18 protein-coding genes and 1 pseudogene are annotated in these 19,829 nt (G+C 71.1%); 8 read left to right on the forward strand and 11 right to left on the reverse strand.

Features of this window, described 5'->3' with window-relative positions; genetic code table 11:
- Positions 1–42: 42 nt before the first annotated feature.
- Positions 43–1,167 (forward strand): XdhC family protein, encoded by a 1,125-nt coding sequence (locus ACIRQF_RS00325; protein ID WP_404089460.1) that lies wholly within the window; start codon positions 43–45, stop codon positions 1,165–1,167.
- Between the two features lie 101 nt (positions 1,168–1,268).
- Here the strand turns inward: ACIRQF_RS00325 and ACIRQF_RS00330 are convergent, their stop codons facing one another.
- Positions 1,269–2,531, reverse strand: a complete 1,263-nt coding sequence (locus ACIRQF_RS00330; RefSeq protein ID WP_404089462.1) for a beta-ketoacyl-[acyl-carrier-protein] synthase family protein — start codon at positions 2,529–2,531, stop codon at positions 1,269–1,271.
- 67 nt (positions 2,532–2,598) lie between these two features.
- Here ACIRQF_RS00330 and ACIRQF_RS00335 point away from each other — a divergent pair, with 67 nt between their 5' ends.
- Both ACIRQF_RS00335 and ACIRQF_RS00340 read left to right on the forward strand, forming a co-directional pair.
- Positions 2,599–3,216: a TetR/AcrR family transcriptional regulator C-terminal domain-containing protein gene (locus ACIRQF_RS00335; RefSeq protein ID WP_404087534.1), complete on the forward strand. Its 618-nt coding sequence runs from the start codon at positions 2,599–2,601 to the stop codon at positions 3,214–3,216.
- Positions 3,217–3,382: 166 nt separating this feature from the next.
- Complete coding sequence (locus ACIRQF_RS00340; RefSeq protein WP_404089464.1) at positions 3,383–3,907, forward strand: Imm21 family immunity protein; 525 nt, start codon at positions 3,383–3,385, stop codon at positions 3,905–3,907.
- Positions 3,908–3,933: 26 nt separating this feature from the next.
- Here the strand turns inward: ACIRQF_RS00340 and ACIRQF_RS00345 are convergent.
- Positions 3,934–4,645 (reverse strand): annotated as a pseudogene (locus ACIRQF_RS00345) (transposase).
- Between the two features lie 108 nt (positions 4,646–4,753).
- On the opposite strand from ACIRQF_RS00345, the gene ACIRQF_RS00350 reads away from it, so the two are divergent.
- Positions 4,754–5,182, forward strand: a complete 429-nt coding sequence (locus tag ACIRQF_RS00350; RefSeq protein ID WP_404087535.1) for a hypothetical protein — start codon at positions 4,754–4,756, stop codon at positions 5,180–5,182.
- 880 nt (positions 5,183–6,062) lie between these two features.
- Here the strand turns inward: ACIRQF_RS00350 and ACIRQF_RS00355 are convergent.
- From ACIRQF_RS00355 to ACIRQF_RS00395, 9 genes are all read right to left on the reverse strand, one after another.
- On the reverse strand, positions 6,063–6,470 hold the full coding sequence (locus ACIRQF_RS00355; RefSeq protein WP_404087537.1) for a TipAS antibiotic-recognition domain-containing protein: 408 nt from the start codon (positions 6,468–6,470) through the stop codon (positions 6,063–6,065).
- Positions 6,471–6,918: 448 nt separating this feature from the next.
- The gene (locus ACIRQF_RS00360) at positions 6,919–7,716 is read right to left on the reverse strand and encodes a CAP domain-containing protein (protein WP_404087538.1); all 798 of its coding nucleotides are present in this window, start codon (positions 7,714–7,716) and stop codon (positions 6,919–6,921) included.
- 130 nt (positions 7,717–7,846) lie between these two features.
- The gene (locus ACIRQF_RS00365; protein WP_404087540.1) at positions 7,847–8,431 is read right to left on the reverse strand and encodes an RICIN domain-containing protein; all 585 of its coding nucleotides are present in this window, start codon (positions 8,429–8,431) and stop codon (positions 7,847–7,849) included.
- 600 nt (positions 8,432–9,031) lie between these two features.
- The gene (locus tag ACIRQF_RS00370) at positions 9,032–9,835 is read right to left on the reverse strand and encodes a SagB/ThcOx family dehydrogenase (RefSeq protein ID WP_404087541.1); all 804 of its coding nucleotides are present in this window, start codon (positions 9,833–9,835) and stop codon (positions 9,032–9,034) included.
- On the reverse strand, positions 9,825–10,907 hold the full coding sequence (locus ACIRQF_RS00375) for a SagB/ThcOx family dehydrogenase (RefSeq protein WP_404087543.1): 1,083 nt from the start codon (positions 10,905–10,907) through the stop codon (positions 9,825–9,827). The genes ACIRQF_RS00370 and ACIRQF_RS00375 overlap by 11 nt, the downstream gene beginning before the upstream one ends.
- Entirely contained in the window at positions 10,904–12,091 is a 1,188-nt protein-coding gene (locus tag ACIRQF_RS00380; RefSeq protein WP_404087545.1) for a hypothetical protein, read from the reverse strand. Before ACIRQF_RS00380 ends, ACIRQF_RS00375 begins: the two co-directional genes overlap by 4 nt.
- On the reverse strand, positions 12,081–13,469 hold the full coding sequence (locus ACIRQF_RS00385; RefSeq protein ID WP_404087546.1) for an MBL fold metallo-hydrolase: 1,389 nt from the start codon (positions 13,467–13,469) through the stop codon (positions 12,081–12,083). Before ACIRQF_RS00385 ends, ACIRQF_RS00380 begins: the two co-directional genes overlap by 11 nt.
- A complete protein-coding gene (locus ACIRQF_RS00390; RefSeq protein WP_404087548.1) occupies positions 13,463–14,665 on the reverse strand; it encodes a hypothetical protein in 1,203 nt (400 codons plus the stop codon). Before ACIRQF_RS00390 ends, ACIRQF_RS00385 begins: the two co-directional genes overlap by 7 nt.
- Before the next feature lie 179 nt (positions 14,666–14,844).
- Positions 14,845–15,027, reverse strand: a complete 183-nt coding sequence (locus tag ACIRQF_RS00395) for a hypothetical protein (RefSeq protein WP_382487387.1) — start codon at positions 15,025–15,027, stop codon at positions 14,845–14,847.
- Positions 15,028–15,168: 141 nt separating this feature from the next.
- Between ACIRQF_RS00395 and ACIRQF_RS00400 the strand changes: the two genes are divergently transcribed.
- The 4 genes from ACIRQF_RS00400 to ACIRQF_RS00415 all read left to right on the forward strand — a co-directional run bounded on the left by ACIRQF_RS00400 (position 15,169) and on the right by ACIRQF_RS00415 (position 19,561).
- A complete protein-coding gene (locus ACIRQF_RS00400) occupies positions 15,169–16,350 on the forward strand; it encodes a YcaO-like family protein (protein ID WP_404087551.1) in 1,182 nt (393 codons plus the stop codon).
- Positions 16,347–17,255 (forward strand): SagB/ThcOx family dehydrogenase, encoded by a 909-nt coding sequence (locus ACIRQF_RS00405; protein WP_404087553.1) that lies wholly within the window; start codon positions 16,347–16,349, stop codon positions 17,253–17,255. The genes ACIRQF_RS00400 and ACIRQF_RS00405 overlap by 4 nt, the downstream gene beginning before the upstream one ends.
- Positions 17,252–18,544, forward strand: a complete 1,293-nt coding sequence (locus ACIRQF_RS00410; protein ID WP_404087555.1) for a hypothetical protein — start codon at positions 17,252–17,254, stop codon at positions 18,542–18,544. The genes ACIRQF_RS00405 and ACIRQF_RS00410 overlap by 4 nt, the downstream gene beginning before the upstream one ends.
- A gap of 66 nt (positions 18,545–18,610) precedes the next feature.
- Positions 18,611–19,561, forward strand: a complete 951-nt coding sequence (locus ACIRQF_RS00415) for a hypothetical protein (protein WP_404087557.1) — start codon at positions 18,611–18,613, stop codon at positions 19,559–19,561.
- Positions 19,562–19,829: the final 268 nt, after the last annotated feature.

Below are 19,829 nucleotides of genomic sequence, written 5' to 3' on the forward strand. Positions count from 1 at the left end.
ACGGACGCCTGGTCAGGGGTAGTGGGCTGGGAGAGAAGACACGTGCTGGACATCGCAGAAGAGCTGTGCCGCTGGATCGACCAAGGTCGCGACTTCGCCGCCGCCACCGTCGTCCGGGTCAGCGGAAGCGCCCCGCGCGCGCCCGGCGCCGCCCTTGCCGTGGGCGACGGCGGCAGGGCCATCGGCTCGGTCTCCGGCGGCTGCGTGGAAGGCGCGGTCTACGAACTGTGCCGGCAAGCACTCAAAGACGGAAAGACCGTCCTGCAGCGGTTCGGGTACAGCGACGAAGACGCGTTCGCCGTCGGCCTCACCTGCGGCGGCGTCATCGACCTCCTCGTCACCCCGGTCCGCCTCGGCGACCCGGACCGCGAAACCCTCACGACTGCCCTCGACGCCGCCCGCTCACGAGAAACGATCGCGCTGGCCCGCATCGCCGACGGTCCGGCCGAACTGCTCGGCCGTGCCATCGCCGTCCACCCCGACGGCTCGTACGAGGGGAGCCTCGGCGGCCGGCCCTCAATGAGCCGCACCGCGGCAGCCAACGCACGGGCGATGCTGGAAGCCGGGCGCACGGGAACCTGCGTCGTCGGCGAGGACGGGTCCTCCTGCGGTCTCCCCCTGACGCTGCTGGTCGAGTCCAGCGTCCCGGCACCCCGCATGATCGTCTTCGGAGCGATCGACTTCACGGAGTCCTTGGTACGGCTCGGAAAGTTCCTCGGCTACCACGTCACCGTCTGCGACGCCCGGCCTGTGTTCGCAACCCGCGCCCGGTTCCCCGACGCAGACGAAGTCGTCGTCCACTGGCCACACCGCTACCTGCAAGCCACTCGGACCGACCATCGAACCGTGCTGTGCGTACTCACGCACGATGCCAAGTTCGACGTACCGCTCCTCAAACTGGCACTGAAACTACCGGTCGCCTACATCGGGGCGATGGGTTCCCGGCGCACCCACCAGGACCGCACCCAGCGCCTGCGCGCAGCAGGCGCGACCGATGACGAACTGGCACGACTGCGCTCCCCGATCGGCCTCGACCTCGGCGCGCACGGACCGGAGGAGACAGCGCTGTCGATCGCTGCCGAACTCGTCGCCGAACGTCACGGTGGCTCAGGCCAGTCCCTGACACGGACACGCGGACGCCTTCATCCTGATATCCCTGCGAACTGAGCGGGCGAGCCGGTCGTACCGGACCTGAGGGTGGAGGCGAAGGGCCAGGCGGCCTCACCCCCACCGACCACTCCCCCGGCCCTGCACCCTCTTCGTGTGGGTCATGGCGTGGTCGAGGACGTTCGGGACGTGTGGTGGCGTGCGCTGGTGACGATGAGTGAGACGTTTTGCCCTCCGAAGCCGAAGGAGTTGCTGAGTACGGCCTCTTGGGGGACGTCTCGTCGGTCTGCGACGACATCGAGGTCGATGTCGGGACCGACGCCGGCCGTGGTGAGGTTGCGGGTCGGCGGGATGACACCGTGCTCCACGCTGAGGACGGCGATGAGCGCTTCGATGGCGCCGGCGGCGCCGAAGAGATGGCCGAGCGCCGCCTTGGGGGCTGTCACGGTGGCGCGGCCGAAGACCTTCCCGATCGCGTGTGCCTCGGCGACGTCGCCGAGGGGGGTTCCGGTGGCGTGGGCGTTGATGTGGCTGATCTGCTCGGGAGCCAAGCCGGCTTGGGCGAGGGCCTTGCGCATGGCGGAGATCTGGCCGGAGCCGTCGGCAGCGGGCGCCGTGATGTGGTGAGCGTCGGCTGCGATGCCGGCGCCCGCGAGTGCTGCGTGGACGCGCGCGCCTCGGGCGCTGGCGTGCTCGGCGCTTTCGAGCACCACGACAGCCGCGCCTTCGCTGAGGACGAATCCGCTGCGGTCCGCGGCGAACGGCCGGGAGGCGGAGGCGGGTTCGGCGGTGTAGCGCGACAATGCCTGTGCCTGGGCGAAGCCTGCGACCGTGATCGGGGTGATCGCGGCCTCGGTTCCACCCGCGATGACGACGTCCGCCTCGCCGGCACGGATGAGCCTGGCCCCCAGGGCGATCGCCTCGGCGCCGGAGGAGCACGCCGAAACGGGCGTGTAGACCCCGGCCCGCGCGCCGTATTCGATGCTGATCAGCGCTGCCGCCGCGTTGGGCATGAGCATCGGGACCGTGCGTGGCGAGACACGCCGTGTCCCGGCCGTCTCCAGTACGTCGTCTTGCTTGAGCAGCGTGCCGACGCCACCGATGCCCGTGCCGATCGCTGATGCGAGCCGGTCCGGATCCACGTTGGGGGCGCCGGCATCGGCCCAGGCTTCGGCCGCCGCAGTGAGGGCTGCCTGCTGTGAGCGGTCGAGCCGCCTGGACTGCACCGGCAGCAGCAGCGTGGCGGGGTCGATCGCCATGGTGCCCGCGACGATGTCGGGAAGGCCGGTGCCCTCGAGGTCTGGCAGCACGCCGCCACGGATGCCGGACTCCCCGGCAAGCAGGGCGTCCCAGGTGGACTCCACGTCTCCACCGAGTGGCGTGATCGCGCCGAGTCCGGTCACGACGACTTCAGTCCGATGCATGCCCTTGGGCCTTTCTTGTATGCGATACAAGTGAATGAAGCCCTGTTGTATCACATACAATTAGGGGGTGGAGAAGAAGCGAACCGAGGGACGGTCAACGTCGGCCCGGTCGCGGGACCGCGGTCGCGCGACGAGACGCAGGCTCATCGAGGCAACGGCACGGCTCTGCCGTGAGCGGCCCGGCGCCGAGGTCAGCGTCGCGGAGATCGCGGACGCGGCAGACGCCTTCCCCAACCAGGTCACCTACTACTTCGGCTCCAAGGACTCGCTGCTCGTGCACGCCGCCTTTCTCGGCTTGCTGCACGACGCCCGACGGATCGAGCGCATCGGCCGCCAAGCCCCCGACGCGGCGGCATTCCGACGCAACGTCGCCCGCGCAGTACTGGCGATGCCCTCGCTCCCGTCGGTCGCGCGAGCACTCGCCGCCGGGATCTCCAAACCGGAACTCGCCCCCGTGGTCGACCGGCACCTCCAGCTGCTGTTCCGGCAATCCGAACGCTTCGTGAGCCAGATCGTCGACAGTCGCGGCTGGGGAACCCGTCGACCCCTCAGCGTGGAAACCAGGACGTTCTGGAGCACCGCGCTCGGCGCAGTGCTGCTCGTCCGCGCCGGGGCACACGGCACCGTCGCCGACCTCGACCTCGCGGGTGCACTGACCATCCATGACGAACCCAAGCGCGGCTGAAGGCTGTCCCGTAACTGCTGCTTGCCACAGGCGCTGAGCCTTTCCCCGTCCTGGGCTCCAACGAGCCCGGGGCGGTGTCAGTGGGCGCGGTCATACTGACTGCATGATCACCTCCTCGTCCACTGCAGGCGATGCCTCTCACCCCTCTGCTGTCTGGGTGGAGTCGATGGGCGGCCCTCTGATCGTCGTCCCCGTCTCCGCCCTGGCTTCCTGGGGCGGGTGCACGAACGATGGTCTTGTGGCGGGAGACGCCACCACCCCAGACGACTACGACCGGGCCTGCGCGGTGGACGATCTGGCCGGTGTGATCCCCATCGACGAGAACGGTGCGCAGGCACTGGTGCTGGCGGACGAGCCGGCGACCAGCTGCTATCTGCCCCAGCACCGAGCGTTCCTGCGATGGCTCGCCGCCGACTCCGAGGCCGGACTGAGAGCCGCGGCGGACACCGTCCTTGCAGACCCGGCCACGGTGTGGGAGGAGTGCAGCACCTGGGCCTCGGACGGTCCGGCGGTGCTCATGGACTCCGCCGAAGCAGGTTCCGACCTGGGCGTCGAGTACCCCGACGGTGGAATGCCCGCCGAGGCGCCGGTCCCGCTGCCGGCCGACCGCTGGAGGGTCCGCGCCACGCAGACCGAGGTGGACGAGAAGAACTGGGTCGGCTTGGTCCAGCTCCTGCCCGCCGAATCCTGAACGGGCCGCACTTCGGACGGGTGTGTTCAGCCGCGGCGCGCAAGGTTGTGCACACGAGCGATGCCAAGCATCGCGTGGTGCACGCCATCGCCCTTGAGGCGGCAGTCGCGCCGGATCTTCCAGGTCTCCATCCGGGCGAAGGCGTGCTCGACCCGAGCGCGGACCTTGCGGTGCGAGGTGTTGTGTTCTTCTTTCCAGGTGGGCAGTTCGCTCTGTCCAGGGTCGCGGCGGTGCGGGATGACGAGCCCGGTACCTCGATAGCCGCCGTCGGCGATCACTACGGTGTTCCCGACGGCGGCCTTCACCCCGGATAGCTATGCCTTGCAGTCGTTGCGGTTGCCCGGCAACGGTCGGCCGACCACGACCGCCAGTCGGGTGTCGGCATCGATGACCACCTGGTGATTCGTCGAGTTCCGGTAGTTCTTGGGCCGCTCCGCCACCGCGTGATCGCGGGTGGGAACCAGAGTGCCGTCCACGACGAGCACGGCGTTCTTGCGAATCCACTTCCGGGGCCTGAACGCCAGAAAGGTCCAACCTGCCTGACGATGCGACCTGCTGCGGACTTCGAAACGCCGAAGAGCGGTGCGAGCTGGCGCAGCGTCAGGTTGGTACGCCAGTACGCAGCCACCAGAAGCACTCAGTCCTCCAGCGGAATCCCCACGGCCGGCCCCGCCGAGTGATGTCGGCGCCTTCGCTCCGCAGTGCACGCACCACCCGGTTGAACTGGCGCGGATCCACACCAGTGAACGGGGCTACCCAGACGCCTCAGGGTCCGAACTCGTGAAGCTAAGCTCTTCAGCCCGCTGTGTAGCCTGTCGATCTGCTCGAACGGGATGAGGGTGGGACGTGGAGAAGCTGGTGGAGGGGGCCGTCACGGAGGCACTTCATGGCGGGGGCGGCGAGGCGATCCGCCTGTATGTCGCCGCCTGCGCCGAACGCATGGCGCCACTATTCGTAGGCCTGAGGGCTGGCGACCCGGGGCGCGAAGCCGACCTGGACTTCTATGCGGAGTCTGTTCGCGATCTCTGGCATGCCGACCGGCCGCTCGCCGACGCAGCTGAGGGCGTGCGCCAGTTGGAGCGGTTCCCGGAGCTTCAGCCGAACGAGGAGGGGATCACCGATGTCGCCGACACCTACGCCTTCTTCGCTGCGATCTGCTTGCGGTATGCCATGTTGGCCCATGGCTCGGGAAACGCTGACGACGCGGTGTCCTGCGGCCACGCGGTGCTCACCGCAATGGGCATGCTCGACCAGAACGTGCCAGGGGCCCGCTAGTTCGCCGAGGAACGACGGCTCCAGACCCTCTCGCTGCGCGGTGACGCCTCAGGTCTGTGGGACGCGAGCGTCGCTGCAGGCGGGAGAGGTTCCGTGCCGTGTTGGGCCGCCTGGCCCGCTAGGCATGCTCCTGACCTGTGCCGGTGAGATCCGACCTCTGGTTAGGCGGGCGCTGTGCCCACCTCGTCGGGCGGAGATGGGAAAGCAAGTGTCTCTCAGAGCTGCCGCTATCACCGGATTAGGGCGGCTCGGACGCTGTGATCACACGTGGCACGGTCTAGATCATCGCAGAGCAAGATCACTTACGGGGCAGCCTTTAGGCCGGTTCGTTTGGATCACTTTCACTGACCGAGGATGTCGCTGACGATGTCCGTGCGAATCACCGCATCAGCGCTCTGTCTCGGTCTTCGGCGTCCTGCCAGCCTGGTGCTGCTCGTTGTTGCCGTTGACGCACACCGCTCCGGGGCATCGCCCCCTGGCTCGTATTCGAAGTCGTGATCTTCGTCAGTGCTTCGTACATGCTCGCGCGGGACGTGCGGCGGCTACGCATGGGGCAGACTGCCCGTCGAGCCGCGCCGTGCCAAGCAAGCCCCTTCGTTGTTCTGGCGCGCCGTTGCCTGACGCGCAGTGGGCGCGACTCAAGCCGTTGTTCGTCGACAGGGCACCGTGACGGCGTGGCCGGCGAAGGGGTCATCGAGAGGCGATCGACGCGGTTGCCGGCAACTCCCAGACGGGGTCGCAGTGGATCCACCTCCCCGGCAAGTACGGCAACTTGCGAAGCGCGTACCACCGTCGCGGCCCTTGGTCCTGTACCCCGCCCCTCCCCTGCGGCGGGTGCGCCCGAACCCGGTCCGGTCGCACCCGCCCGTGCACGCCGGGGCTACGCCGAAGCCTCGGACCCTGCGCTGGGGGCGAACCCGCTGCCCTGATCGGCGAACACCTTGATCGCTGCGCCCAGGAACTCCACCAGCCGCGGGTGGTAGGAATCGTGGAACGCCCTCATGGCCTCGTCCTCGGCATAGAAGAGCGACATGCCGACGTAAGCCTCCCTGGAGGGAACATAGAACCGGCAGATGATGTCGAAGTGCCTGCGCACGAGCTCCTGGACCTGCTCGTCCCCGGGAAGGGAGCCGCCGTCCAACGAAGCGGTGACCTCCCGGTACAGCACGTCCCAGTCCTGGTGGACCCGCTCCCTGTCCACATGCTCCCAGTCGTTGGTCTCGGCAAGGCTCCTCGCCTGCTCTTCGGCCAACGCCCGGCGACACTCGTCCTCGTAACTGTTCCCCACGCCACCACTCCCCATCGCTTCCTCACCTCTCCGGTAGATCCCCGAGAGGCCGCCCGGCACATCGACACCGACCGATCGTCGATGATCAACTCCTGGGCCAGGCCGAAAGATGGCATACAGTCACAAGGCTGGCAAACCATTTTCTTTGGAGGACGAGCTCGGCCCGCACCGGGCCGGATCTACGACGGCCGGTCGAGCGGTCTCGACAACATGTGTCGTCCCTGCGCGCGGGCCGGGCCCTCCACCACGCGGCCGAGGGAGCTGAGGCGGTATACGCAGCACCGGCCTCGGAGAACGCTACGTCGACTTTGAAGCCCAGGTCCGGGGCTGTTCGTTGTCGACTGGCGACGCGGCCCAAGAAACGCCGAGTCGGACGCTGACCGCGGATCCCGACCCTCGATGCAGGACTGACCCGTCCAAGCGCAGTAGGTGGCGCGCACGGAGTGGGCTAGCCGTAGCAGCGCCCGAACATCTGTACATATGTCGCCGCCGGCCCAGTCGACCCGGTTGTCGGGTCTGCGCTGCCCAACATCACACGCACGGTCATCGAGTTGAATTCCGGGTCGAGAATGTTGGCCCGGTGCCCCGGACTGCTCATCCACCAGTCGAATGCGGCCTTCGGCGTCACCAGGTCATTGCGACCTGCCGCCGTGTACACGTTTTCGGCCATTCTCCAACCACCACTGCAGTTGCTTCCGTAACCGCGTTCCTGCGCACGCTGTTGGGGTGTCGACTTCGTCACAGGATTGACGTGTGGATCACATAGGAGGCTTTCATCTCGGCTGGTATTGGGGTCATCTTTCCTGGGCGTACAGGATGGGTAATTCGCCACAGTAGTCCACCAGCGCAACTTCACCGCTTCGCTCGCGTGGTCGTACGCCGCGCCCCCAAGCCCGGCCGGAGGACACTTGGCTCCCGGCCCTATTCGACACAGGATCCTTGGGACGCTGACCCCGGGCAAACCTCGAGCCGCTCGCTCTTGGTTCACCAGACAGGCGACGGCTATTTCCATCCTGCTACTTTGCAACCGGTAGTTTTGCTCGCCGATTTTGGTGTCCGGGTAGGCGGACCTCGGCCTGATCACCTTGTCCTGGTCCGCGCAGTACGCCGCCGTCAGCGCTTCTGCCCTGCCGTCGACGCGTGAGGTGGCAGACGCCTGGGATGTCGAAAAGGCCGGCACCATAAGAGCAGTTGCCAAAGTAAGAGGCATCACGAGCGACGAGGTCACAACTTCCTTGGCGTGCATGCTGACTCCTTTTGGGGACGGCGAGCCAACCGAAGCACTAGGACCGCCAGAACCGGTAAGCGCCATAGAGGGCTCGCCGTTGATTGCCGAAAAGGTCGCGGAGTGCGGCGCTCCCAGCGGGCCCGAACCATTATCCGACGGAGCGTATCCTCCAGGCCTGGTTGCCGCCGCCGTGGCAGGGCCAGATCTGCAGGTGTCCCCCTAGCTGGGGTGTCCCGGACGGGCTGTAGATGTCGAGGCATTTACCGCTTTGGACGGAACGGATCTCCCACTGGTTGTCGCCACGGCGCCAGAGGTACCACTTCTGGTTGATGTTGCCGGTGCATCGGAACTGCTGAACCCTCGTGCCGCTCTGCGTGCTGCCCCATTCGATGTCCAGGCATTTACTGCTGTGCTTCGCCACGATTTGGAAACTGTTTCTGTAAACGGTTCCATCCACTGTGCGTGGAGCCTTGAAGTAGAATTTCTGGTTGTCACCCCCGTGCCTGCCCCACACGCCCAGCTTGATCTCGTCGGCCTCGCTTGCAGCGAATACGTCGACCACGAGCGGTTTTCGGGGATCCGTGCCCCCGCTGGTTATCGTGTACGCCTCTCCGCTGACATCGAACGGATGCAGAACGATGCGGATCTCGGGGTCGCGGCTGGCAGTGCCTGCCCAACCGTAGGCCACCTCAGCATTTTGCCGCCGCGCACGGCGATACGCTGCGTCACTCACGCACAGATTGTCTCCGGGAACAGCATGGCGGTGCCTGTACCCGTTCAAGCACTCGCCTGCGCTATTGCTGTTTCCTCTGGCGTTTATCTCGTCTACAGCGAGGAGGTAGGTTTCTTGCCATGGGATGCAGACATAGTCGGATGGGGTAATCTGGCGCCACTTGTAATTCTCACGGCATTGACTGGGGCCTTGCGGCGCTTTCGTCGCACTGCCGGCTTCGGCCGTCCCACCTACTACTACCGAAACCGCCAGCAAAGTCGCAGCGACCGTGCCGGCCTCCACACGGGTACGGCGTTTTGCGCTTCTGCGTCCAGTTCTCCGCGCGTTCTCCGCGCGCTGCCCCAGAGGGAACATTGCGTTACCTCACCTGCTCAGGGGAACAGTGGTTCCGCTTGGGTGATCAGCAGTCAGGGCTGCTGCCGGCGGGCTACCGCCCAGCTACCTGGCCCCCCGCTCAGCGGGACTTCGCCGCCCTCGGGGGCAGTTCTATTTTTGCATCGCCCTCGGCAGCGTGCCCTGTTGAAGGGTGGACGATCGGGGTCGACCGACCGACTGCCTGCGAGAACGTGTCGACGAAGAGCATCGCGAGCTGTCGCAAGGTCAGGTTCGTGCGCCCGCTCCAGCCTCGGCCGCGGAGTCCCCTACCGGGTCGGCGCCGGTCCGCCGGCAGCCTCGCCGCCCCAGGGCCAGCACCGCCGCCACCTCCTCGTGCGGCGTCGCGTACCCCGCGCCGCCCACGGCCACGGCGTAGTAGGGGATGTCGTCGCCGAGCCCGAAGGCCACGTTCACGGCCTCGTCGTCGAAGCCGCCCACGGTCACGGCCCCCAGGCGCAGCGCGGTGGCGGCGAGGCACAGGTTCTGCGCCGCGTGCCCGGCCTCCAGAAGGGCGTAGCGGTAGCCCCGGTCGCCGTAACGGCCGGCCGGCGGCTCGGGGTCGCCCACGACGAAGACGACCGCGGCCGCGCGTTCGTAGGCGATGTGCCGGGTCCTGAACAACTCCCTGCCGTCCGGCCCGTCGGGCAGCGGCGGCCCGAGGGACAGCGACGCGGGCTCGAACGGGTACGCGCTGCCCGGCGCGAGGCCCGGCACCCGGAGCGCGAGCACCAGCAGCCGCAAGGACAGCAGTCCGCCACAGGAGGGGACGGTGGCACGGCCCGCGCCGGTGCGCCCGTAACCGCACCACAGCAGCGCCGTCAACGCGTCCTGGCTCAGCGGCGTCCCGTCGAAATCGCGGCGGGAGCAGCGCGAGTCCAGCACGAGGGCCAGGGACAGCAGGTGTCCCTCCCCGGCGGGCGGGGGCACGGCGGGCAGCGGCCGGGCGCTCGTCGCGGCGGCGGCCGGCTCCTCGAACCACCCGAAGCTGGACAGCCGGTGGTAGAGGGCCGCCGCCGAGTCAGCCCACACCGATGGCCTCGATCGCGGTGGAGAGATCCGGGCGCAGCCCGAGCGTCCGGTCGGCCTCGCGGTCGTCGAAGGCGGGTGTGAGGAAGGTGCTCAGGCCGAGGGCGGTGGCGAGCAGCAGCAGCTTCTGGCCGAGCTCGGCGGCGTTCGTCAGGAGGACGCGGTAGGCGTGCGGGCCCTGGTAGCGGCGCATGTAGCGGCGCCAGTCGGCGGCGACGACGAGGGTGGCGGAGCCGCTGCCGGCCCGCGCCTGCCCGGCGCACATCCGGGTGAAGTCCTTGCGCAGGTCGCCGGGACGCAGCAGTGCGAGGGCGTGGCGGTCGACCGCGTAGTGGTACAGCCCCGGCGGGAGACCGTCGACGGCGAATACGGCGACGTAGAGCTCCAGCGCGGAGAAGGCCGAGCCGAGCAGCGTGGACGGTTCGGCCGCCATGTGTCGCTCCACCTCCCTGCGCAGGCCGAGGGTCTCGGCACTGGCGTGGTGGAGCAGGGTCGCGAGCTCGGAGCGGGTGAGTCCGGTGCCGCGCCAGGGCTGGTTGGAACGGCGGCGCAGCAGGACGTCCGAGAGCGGCGGCAGCTTCTCGCGCGGGACCGGCGGCGGCAGGATGTGTTCGGGAGCGCCGGGATGGCGTGTGAACAGGTCGACGCCCTCGTCCACGACCTGCCGCAGCAGTCGGTCCTGCAGCGCCTTCGGGTCGCTCACACCGTCGTCACTGAACCGGGTCGCCCCGGCGCGCAGATGGAACACGAGCGCGTCGAGCCATCCCCGTTCGATCCAGTGCTCCACCGCCGCCATCTGGGGCCAGGGAACGTCGGAGGGGACGAGAAGGCCCGCCTCCGCGAAGGCGCCGATCACGGCCGCGGCGTCCTCGGGGCTCTCCATGAGCCCGGCTGCCGTGGCGGTGAACTCGTTCAGGGTGTGCACGCCGTCGAGCGCCGAGAGGATGCCCACCAGCGCGGCGCCGGGCAGTTCGTAGGTCGTTCCGTCGAGGAGCAGGTCGCAGAGGAGGGGGCCGTCGAGCCGGATCCGCAGGAGCGGGTAGCGACGGTAGGTGCGCGCCGCGGCCGGGGTCATCCGAGGATCCCGAAGGCCAGCGGCAGCTGGCGCAGCGGTTCCAGACCGAACAGGGTGCCGACGTGCTCTTCGTGCAGGGTGTAGCCGCGGTAGCTGGGCCGCCCCAGGGCGGACGCGGTGTAGGCGAAGGTCTGGAGGAGGTGACCGGCGTCGAGGTAGAGCACACGGTACGAGCGGGACTCGCGGTAGCGGTACATGCCGCGCTCGCACACGGCGGCCAGTACGACGACGGCGACGGGGTCGAAGCGGGGCCGGTCGGGCAGGAGGATGACGTGGCGGCGTATCTCCTCCTCGTACGAGCCGGTGGTCAGGCGGTCCAGGGCGTTGGCGCGCACGCTCCAGTGGAAGAGCCCCGGCTTCAGGTCGCCGACCGGCCGGAGCAGGGCGACGAAGGCCTCCAGGGGGTGCCGGCTGCCGCCGGACGGGCTGGTCTTCGTCAGGTGGGCGCCGGTGACGGGCAGCCGCCGGTGACCCGTGGCCCCGAAGGTCAGGGCCAGCACCGTCGACAGGTCGTCCCCGTCGAGGGGGGTGTCGGCCGGCCCGGTCAGGGTGTCCGTGAACGCGCGCACGCGCCCGTGCGCCGTGGGCGGCGGTGCCGGGACGCGTTCCAGGGCTTCCCGGTCAAGGTACGGAGGTGGCGGCTCGCCCTCGGCGAGGTAGCCGCGCATCAGGCCGACGTCGAGCCGTACGGCCTCGTCGTCCGACCAGTCGACGACGGGCAGCTGCCGGGTGTGCCGGTGGTAGCGGAAGGCCTCCCCCCAGCCGTGCGCGGCCCACTCGGTGTCGTCCTCGAAGTCCTCCCGGTGCGCGACGCCGGGGACGGGACCCGGCTCGGGTGGAGAGCTTTCCCCGGCCTTCGGCCGAAGGCCCCCTCCGGGGTCGGGGGCTCGGCCTGAGCCGGACTCCGGCCCTGCTGCGGTGGTCCGCAGTACGCCGAGCCGCAGCAGCCCTTCGATCTCGGTGCGCGCCGCCTCCTGATCGCCGCAGGCGACGTCGGCGAGCAGGTCGGTGGCATCTCGCGCGGTCCGCGGCCGGGCGAGCGCGCCCAGGACGGCCACGAAGGCCGCCATGTCCTGGGGCGCGAGCCGCAGGGTCGCCCGGGTGTCGGAGTTGCGGACCAGGAGCCGGTCACCGACGGTCATCACGGTCATTCCGGGTGTGGCGTACAGCAGTTCACCAGGCATGTCGGTCCACCTCTCGGGCCAGCCACCGGTGGTATCGGTCGACGTGGGCGGTCAGGTGCATGGTCACCAGATCGCGGGCCGGGACCTTGCGTACGGAGACGGAACCGTCGCTCAGCCGCCCCACGGCGTGCACCCCGCCGGCCCGGCGGCATCCGGCGGCGGCGACGAAGTACGGGATGACGTCCCGTGACCAGCGGTCGAGGACGGAAGCGGCGATGCGCAGATGCACCTCCCCGTGGTCGAGTGGTGGCGCGGTGGGCGGCTCGGTCACGTCGACGTCCTCTCCGGTGAAGCGCAGGCGGAAGGTGTGGCGGGTGCCGCCGGGCAGGTGGAGCGTCACGCGGTAGGTCATCCGCAGGGTTCCGTAAGTCCGTAGCTCCCGCCCGTACGCACCGCGGCCGGCGGCCGCCCAGGGCACCAGGGAGGTGCGCAGATACTCCCGGCAGCGTTCTGTCAGGGCTTCGGGCCCGACGCCTTCCGGGTCGTCGTCCACCAGCTCGCCGGGCGGGTCGGTGGGGTCGAGCCCCCGGTCGTCGGGACAAGGGACACGGCGGACGAAGGGCAGAACGTCCCGGAGGACGGTCGCCTTCCCGGCCGTGACGTCGACGGCGTCCCCGGGGTCCAGCGTGGTGGCCGGGCGGTCCGGCGCGACCCGGGCGAGCAGGTCGACGAACTCGGCGGGGCGCATCGGGAAGACGTAGCGGTTGAGCCAGGCGGCCGGGTCCAGGTAGCGGTTGCCCGTGGTGCCGGGAACGGTCAGGCCGGCCCCGAGCGAGGCCGCCAGCTCCAGCGAACGGGCCAGCCAGGCATCATGGGTGTCGCCCTCGTGGGCACCGCCGTCCCAGGTGGAATGCTGGAGGAAGCTGTGGTAGTCCGACGGATGGCTCACCACGGCGACGTCGACCCCACCGGCCGCCGCCCGCAGCGCCGGGCCCGGGTCGAGGTCCCCCCGGTCCCCCAGGTAGAGCAGCGAGCCGTCGCCGTCCTGGACCAGGAGGCCGGAATAGCCCTGGCCGGTACCGCTGCCCACGAAGGAGATACGGCCTCCGGGGATGTCCATCGCCGTGCCGGGACGCACCTCGGTGTGCCCGGTGAACCCCATGCGCTCCAGAACGAAGCGGATGGTGGGGTCCGGCGGGGCGAGGACCGGGACGCCACGGGGCAGGCGAGCGAGGCTCGCCGGTTCGAGATGGCCGGCGTGGCTGTGCGAGACGAACACCGCGTCGACCGGCGGGAGATGCTCCGTCAGGACGGTGCGACGCGGGAACGGCTCGACGGTTCCACCGAGGAAGGTGGGCGTGAGCAGGGGGTCGATGAGGAGATGTGTGGAGCCGGCGACGACCGAATAGCAGCCGTGGCCGACCGCGCCGATCAGCACGCGCCCGCAGAGGGTCCGGAGAGCCCGGAGAGCCCGGAGGCGACGTAGGCCGGGGAGACTCCCGAGGGCCCGGAGACGGCATCGGTCAGGGAGGGCGCCGGGGCGCCGGTCACGGCGGCGAGGACGTCCAGATGTCCGAGCGCACCGGCGGCGGCGAGCGTCCAGGCCACGTGCCGGGTCAGGACGACGGCGGGCACGTCTGCCGCGACGCGCGCGGCGATCTCCTCCCGGCCGGCGTCCGCCGGGACCTGATATCCGGTGAAGCGGGTGAGCAGACCGTCGCCGTTCCGGTCCGACCAGAGGCCTGGCTGTTCACGTACGGTCAGCAGGAAGCAGTCCATGTCTCCGGCATCCAGCCGGGCGAGGAAACGCGGCCAGGGCTCGACCACCACGAGCGTCGGCGTCCCGGCCGCCGCCCAGCGGGCGGCGACGTGGTGGGCGGTCGCGATCCGCAGCCTGTTCTCCTCGTTGACCAGCAGTTCGAGGGGCACGTCCGACGCTCGGTACGCGCCCGTGGGCGGGGCCGGGGCCGTCGCCGTGGCCGCGTCCGGGCGGAAGCCGGAGGGCTCCGACGGCGGCCGGGCCAAACCGCGGTAGACCCCGGTGGCCGCGTCGGCGCCGAGCGCCGCTCGTGCCAGAGCTCGTCGGGCGGCCGCCGGCAGCCGGGGTCCGGCGGAGTCGAAGCCGAGGAACTGCACGGTCCGGGTGCTGTCCGGCAGCGAGACGACGGCGGGCCCCGGCTCGGCCAGCACCTGGCGGACCGCCTCCTCGTCCGCTTCCAGAATCACGTCGAGCGCGCCGCACCGGAGCTGTGCCAGGGCGGCGTCCTGGCAGGCGACGCCGACGAACTCCAGGGCCGGGCCGCGGCCCGAGAGCGGTTCCAGGAGCGCCCGTTCCGGGGCGAGGGCCACCAGGCGGTACGGACCGCTTCCCGTCCCGCGGCGGGCGGCGCCGTCCTCGACGCGTACCGGGATCAGCCGCGCCAGGAAGTCACGCGCGCCGGGGCCCGAGACCTGGAGGGAATGCGGCCCGTCCGCAACCGCCACGACGTGCTCCCATTCCGGCAGGCCCGCGTTTGCGGCGACGTCCGCCGCCGTCACCGGTCGCCCGTCCGACCACCGGGCGGCGTCGTCGAGCGTGCAGTGCGCCGTCGCGCCGTCGCGCCAGCTCACGTCGACCGCGAGCGGCGAAGCCACCCCCCGCGTCCCGGTCAGGGGGCGCCACAGCAGGCGCCCGAGCCGTATGCCGCGCTCCGCGGGGTCGTTCACCGGCGCCGGCGGCGCGCCGAGTGCGGGAACCCGGATCCGCAGCGTCCTGGGCCCCCTCGCGGCGGGTCCGGGACGGGCGGAGCCGGACACCACGCCGGGTGCTTCGCTCAACGAATGCAGCACTGAATGAGGACCGGGCGCTCGTCCGCCTCGACCTGCTTCAGCCGGAACACCGGCCCGCTCTCCTCACCCTCCCGCTCCTTGAGCCGGGTGGCGTAGAGATCGGCGAGCGCGAGCCGCGCCGACTCCGGGGTGGTGTTGATCGTTTTCTGCCCTGATTCACCACTCATTGAAGTAACCCCCTCTTTCGAGTAATTGGCCCTAGCATGACGGGTGCGCCCGGCTCTGTCGACACCTCTGCGGACGGGGACCACGTGATCAAGTGCCGTACCTGCGCGGAACTTTGGGACGTCGATCGAGGCGGGCCCACGATGCTGCCGCACCCCTGCTGCGCCGCCCACCCGTGGGCCGGGGAGGCGGGCGTACTGGAGACCGGACAGGGGCCGTTGCACACGTTCGGCTACCTCCGCGACGGCCCTCGGGGCCCGTTCGTCGCCTACGCGCGCGGGCCGGCGTACGGTCGGCGGCCGGCGCACGGAGAGGCACTTCTGCACGGCACGGCGGCGGACGTCGACCGGGCTCACGCCGGCAGGAAGGCGGTCCTCGAACTCCTGGAGCGGGGCTGCGCGTTCCTCCGGCCGCGGGCCCCGCTGCGGTACGGCAGCCCTCGCGAGCTCGGCTCGCCCGATGCGGACCACGGCACCGGCACACGTACCGACACCGGCATCACGACCGACGCCGACGCCTCGCACACGCCCCGCTGGTGGGTGGAGGCACGATCGCTGTGCGACGACCGGATCCGGCACGTCGACGCCGACCGTTACGTCCTCGCCTCGTGCGGCGGGCGCGGCGACTCCACCGGCCTCGCCGTCGCCCGCGACCTGGCGGGCGCGGTGGGGCACGGCCTGCGAGAGGCCGTGGAACGCGATGCCGTACGAGCGATGACGGAGGGCCGCCTTCCGGTGCGCGCGTGCACCGCCGACACGCCGTACGCCGATGCGCTGCGCCGGGACGGCTGGACGGTGGAGGCGGTGCGGACGACCCATCTCGGCTTCCCGGTCGCCGTGTGCGCCGCCACCCGCGCCTCGGGCCCGACCGTGGGGGGATCCGCAGCCGGTACGAGACCGGTGCACGCGGTCGAGTCGGCGACGGCCGAGGCGTTCATGAAGTCGCTCGCCTGGGTCGCCCGGAGTGAGGGCGCCAGGGGGGCCACACGGACCGGTGGCGGTAGGAGGGCGGTACGCGGCCCGGGGGCCGGCGCAATGACGCGCGGCCCCGGGACCGGGCGGCCGGTGTCCGTCAGGGCGGCGGGTGTCCACGGCTTCCGGCTCAGCGAGGCCGTGGTATTCGGCGAGCCCCCCGAGCCGCTGACCGGCGGGCCGGCGCGGGTGCTCGCGGCCGCCGGCGGGGACGCCGTGCTCGTGGACCGCGGCAACCCGCTCCTCGACGCGCTCGGCCTGCGCGCCACCCACGTCCTGCTCAGGCTCCCGGCGCCCTCGCCTGTTCCACCTCACGCGCAACGCAACCGGCGGCTGGAAGAGCTGCTGCGGTGACGGCGCCCCGGGATCTGCTCTTCGTGGCGGACCGGCGGTTCGTCCTGTCGGACGACGGCCCGCTCGACGCCGACACGGCCCGGCCCGGGGACTTCGCGAGCCTGGCAGGCGCCGTACAACCGGTGGCCGCGACGGCGGCGGACGCTCCGGCCGGGCCGCGACCCGCTCTCGACCCCGACGTCGCACGGCTGCTGTCCGCGCTGCGGCGCGGGACCTATCTGGACTACGCGTCCGACGCGGCCACGGCCGTGGACGAGGCGATCATGCGGACGTACCTGGCTGCCGACCCGCCGCCCGCCGCCGAGGTGCCGTGGAGCGGTCCCCTGGCCTGGCTGCCGCACCCGGCACACGGAACAGGCGAACGCCGGTCGGCGGGCGGCGCGCGCACACCTGGCATCGGCCGACTGCTCCTGTCCGGCTTCGGACACCTGCGGACGGCCTCCTTCCTCGGACTCTTCGACGTCGTGCTCAAGCCCGTCCCGTCCAAGGGCGCCCGGCACCCCTTCGACGCCTACGTCACGGTGGAGCCGGGCGCGGCATGGGCCGGGCTCGCCCCAGGCACGTACCGCTACGTCCCCAGCCTCCACGCGCTGGAGCACCTCGACGAAGGGCCCGTGGAGGCAGGCATCGGGGCGGGTGCGGGGGCCGGGCGCGCGGCGGGGCTCGGAACGGGGGTCGGCCTCGTTGTGGTCGCCGTGTTCGAGCGGGTGCACTGGCGCTACCGCGAACCGGCGGGCTACCGCGATCTCTACCTCGACCTCGGCCACCTGACCGCGACGCTCGACGCCGTCGCCGAGGACGCGTCCCTGCGGCTGACACCCGTCGAGCCGGCCGCCCTGGGCGCCCCTGTCGTCGCCCTGGAGCAAGAGGTCGCCGCCGCCTATCGCCTGGAGGACCGGACATGACGGTACGTCGTCCCGCCGTACTGCACGCCGACGGTGTCGGCGTCCCGCACCAGGTCACGGAACTCGTCGCCCCGGTCGAGGCGGGCCAAGCGGACGAGATCGCCGGCGCGCTCCTCCCCGGCACCCCGCTCCGGGACCTTCTGACGGCCGTCGGCGTCGCACCGGGGCTGCTCGACGCGCTGGTGGCAGGGCTGCGGACCGGGGCGTGGGACGACGCCGTGGCCGCGTTCGGGGAGAGCGTCGACGAGGAGACACTGTTCTTCGTCGGCCCCATGCGGCCCGGTGAGGGAGCGCCGGCACGGCTGGGCATGGTCTACGCCGTCCGCGACGACATGGCCGGCGCGCCCGTCCCGGGTATCGAAAGCAGCACCGGGGACCTGGGGCGGCTGATGTTCGGCTTCCCCTGCTCGTTCGGGGGACGGCACGTCGAGTACTACCGCCTGCAGGTGGTCGCGGGCGGCCCCGTCACCGGCCGGAACTGCCCCATCGCGCTCTTCGCCCCCTTCCATCTGGGCGGCTGGTCCGACACCCGGCGCCAGTCGGCCCGCCGCCGCACGGTGATGTGGAGCAATGTCGTCGTTGACCGGCACCGGACCGTCACCCGGTGCGCCGCGGCGGAGTTCCTGACCGTGGACGGTGAGGCTCCCGCTCTCCTGGACGCCACAGCGGACGAACTCGGTGAGGCTGTGGGGCTGTGGCTGACCCACCATGAACTCTTCCACGGGTCGGGGCCGTTGCCGCTGTTCGATCCCGGCAGCCGGAAGGAGGAGGCAGGGCCCGACTACTACAGCGTGGAGGAGTTCCGTGTCGACGCGAGCACGCTACTGGCGCTGTCCTTCGCCGCCCCGCTCAGCCGGCCGCACCGGCTCGCCTCCGAACTCGTCCTGACCGAGCGCCTGTTGCGGTCGGCGAGGGCCGGGCTCGCCCGCCTCGCCACCGGACGCCCGCCGACGGTGGACGGCGCCCACGGACTGCTCTGGCTCGGCGTCGTCCACGCGGCTGGGGCTCTGCGTCCGGGTTCCGCGGGCAGGGCCGGCGCGGAGGCCGGTGCCGACCTCGACCGGGCGGCGGCGACCGAGGCCGTCGCGGCGGCGTTGCACGACGTCTACCAGGCCGAGTCGGAGCTGGTCCACGATCCTGCCGGGCGGGGCGCCGGCTTGCAGCGATCCGCCGTGCGGCTGCGGGAAGCGGTCCTGCCCCACGCGCGGGACGGCGGACGGCTGCTGGCACGGATACCCGACGAGGTGCCGTACGTGTCGGTCCTGGCGAGCGGCTCTGCCCCGCCGTGAGCCGCGGCCGGGGCCGCGCGCTCCCCCGGCCCCGGACACAGGCGACACTCGGCGGAAGAAGGGAACGTGCACACACACCAGGAACTGGGGCTGGAAAGCTCCGAGAGCTACCGGGCCGAGCTGCGGAGCCTCGCCGCCCGGGCGGCCCGCGCGTCGTCCCCTGGCGAGTCGGCAGCCGTTCTCCTGGCCACCGGAAGGATCAATGAGAAGCTCGGAAGGTTCGCCTTGGCCTTCACCCAGGCCCGGCGGGCACGGGCGGTCTTCCAGGAGGGCGGCGAGAGCGCGGGCGTCGCCGAGTGCGACCACACCCTGGCCGTATGGTCCTTCCACCAGGGCGACGACGAGACGTCGTACCGCTGCTTCCGTGCCGCCGCCGGACTCCGTGAGGAGGCGGGAGAGCTGCTGCGCGCCGCACAGTCCTGGCACAACTTCGGCTACGTCCTGTGCCGAACGGGGCAGGCGGAGGCCGCGTTCACCGCCTACCGCGAGGCGGCGCGACTGCTGCACCGCGTACGGGCCGAAGGGCCCGCCGACGTCCGGGAGAAGGCCGTCCGCGACGGGGCCTTCGTCCTCTCCCACCAGGCGTACGCCCATGCCCGGTACGGAACGGCCGGCGAGGCGATCGGCGCCGCCACCGCGTACTTCGCACTCGTGGCGCGCACCGGCGTGCACCGCGAGCCGCTGCTGGCCCGTCTCGCCCTGCCCGTCGCCGGCCCGGACCCTGCGCTGGCCGGTCCTCTGACCGCCCTGACCGGCCTCGCCCCGGACCCGGAGACATGGTTCCGCTTCGCCCTCGCCGAAGGCCACCGCGCCTTCGCCGACTACCGCCCGGGCCAGGGGCGCCGCCCCTATCTGGGCGCCCTGCTGGTGGCCATGGCGGAGTACGGCGCCTGGTGTGCCGCCCGGGGCCGCCGCGAGGAGGGGCTGCGGCACGTCGGCGGGGCGGTCTCCCTCGCGCGCACCCGCGGCTGGGCCGGCGAGGCGGAGAGGATCACCTCGGCGTACGGGCGCGGGTGAGCAGCACCGCAGGCTCCTCGAAGGTGCCCCCGGTGGCGCTGTACCCCGACGTGCCGCCCGGGGCGGACCACGGACCGGCGCGTTAGCTGCCGTAGAGGAACGCCTCTGCGGGCCCGAAGACTTCGTGACCCTGGGAAGGGGCCCGTACGCCTTCCCGCGTCCACTCCGTCGACTCCCCCGCTGCCCGGAAACGGCGTCGACGTCGAGCCACTGCCCGTAGGCGGGAGCGGGCTGCCTGACGGTGGAGGGCTCCAGGCGTGCTCGGCCG

Origin of the sequence: Streptomyces sp. NPDC101191, assembly GCF_044767915.1 — a bacterium.
GTDB lineage: Bacteria > Actinomycetota > Actinomycetes > Streptomycetales > Streptomycetaceae > Streptomyces.

Coding starts and splice junctions, on each gene's coding strand:
- ACIRQF_RS00340 (WP_404089464.1), top strand. CDS start 3,383: ATGGGCGGCCCTCTGATCGTCGTCCCCGTCTCCGCCCTGGCTTCCTGG.
- ACIRQF_RS00375 (WP_404087543.1), bottom strand. CDS start 10,907: ATGACCCCGGCCGCGGCGCGCACCTACCGTCGCTACCCGCTCCTGCGG.
- ACIRQF_RS00410 (WP_404087555.1), top strand. CDS start 17,252: ATGACGGTACGTCGTCCCGCCGTACTGCACGCCGACGGTGTCGGCGTC.
- ACIRQF_RS00400 (WP_404087551.1), top strand. CDS start 15,169: ATGCTGCCGCACCCCTGCTGCGCCGCCCACCCGTGGGCCGGGGAGGCG.
- ACIRQF_RS00395 (WP_382487387.1), bottom strand. CDS start 15,027: ATGAGTGGTGAATCAGGGCAGAAAACGATCAACACCACCCCGGAGTCG.
- ACIRQF_RS00380 (WP_404087545.1), bottom strand. CDS start 12,091: ATGCCTGGTGAACTGCTGTACGCCACACCCGGAATGACCGTGATGACC.
- ACIRQF_RS00330 (WP_404089462.1), bottom strand. CDS start 2,531: ATGCATCGGACTGAAGTCGTCGTGACCGGACTCGGCGCGATCACGCCA.
- ACIRQF_RS00360 (WP_404087538.1), bottom strand. CDS start 7,716: ATGCACGCCAAGGAAGTTGTGACCTCGTCGCTCGTGATGCCTCTTACT.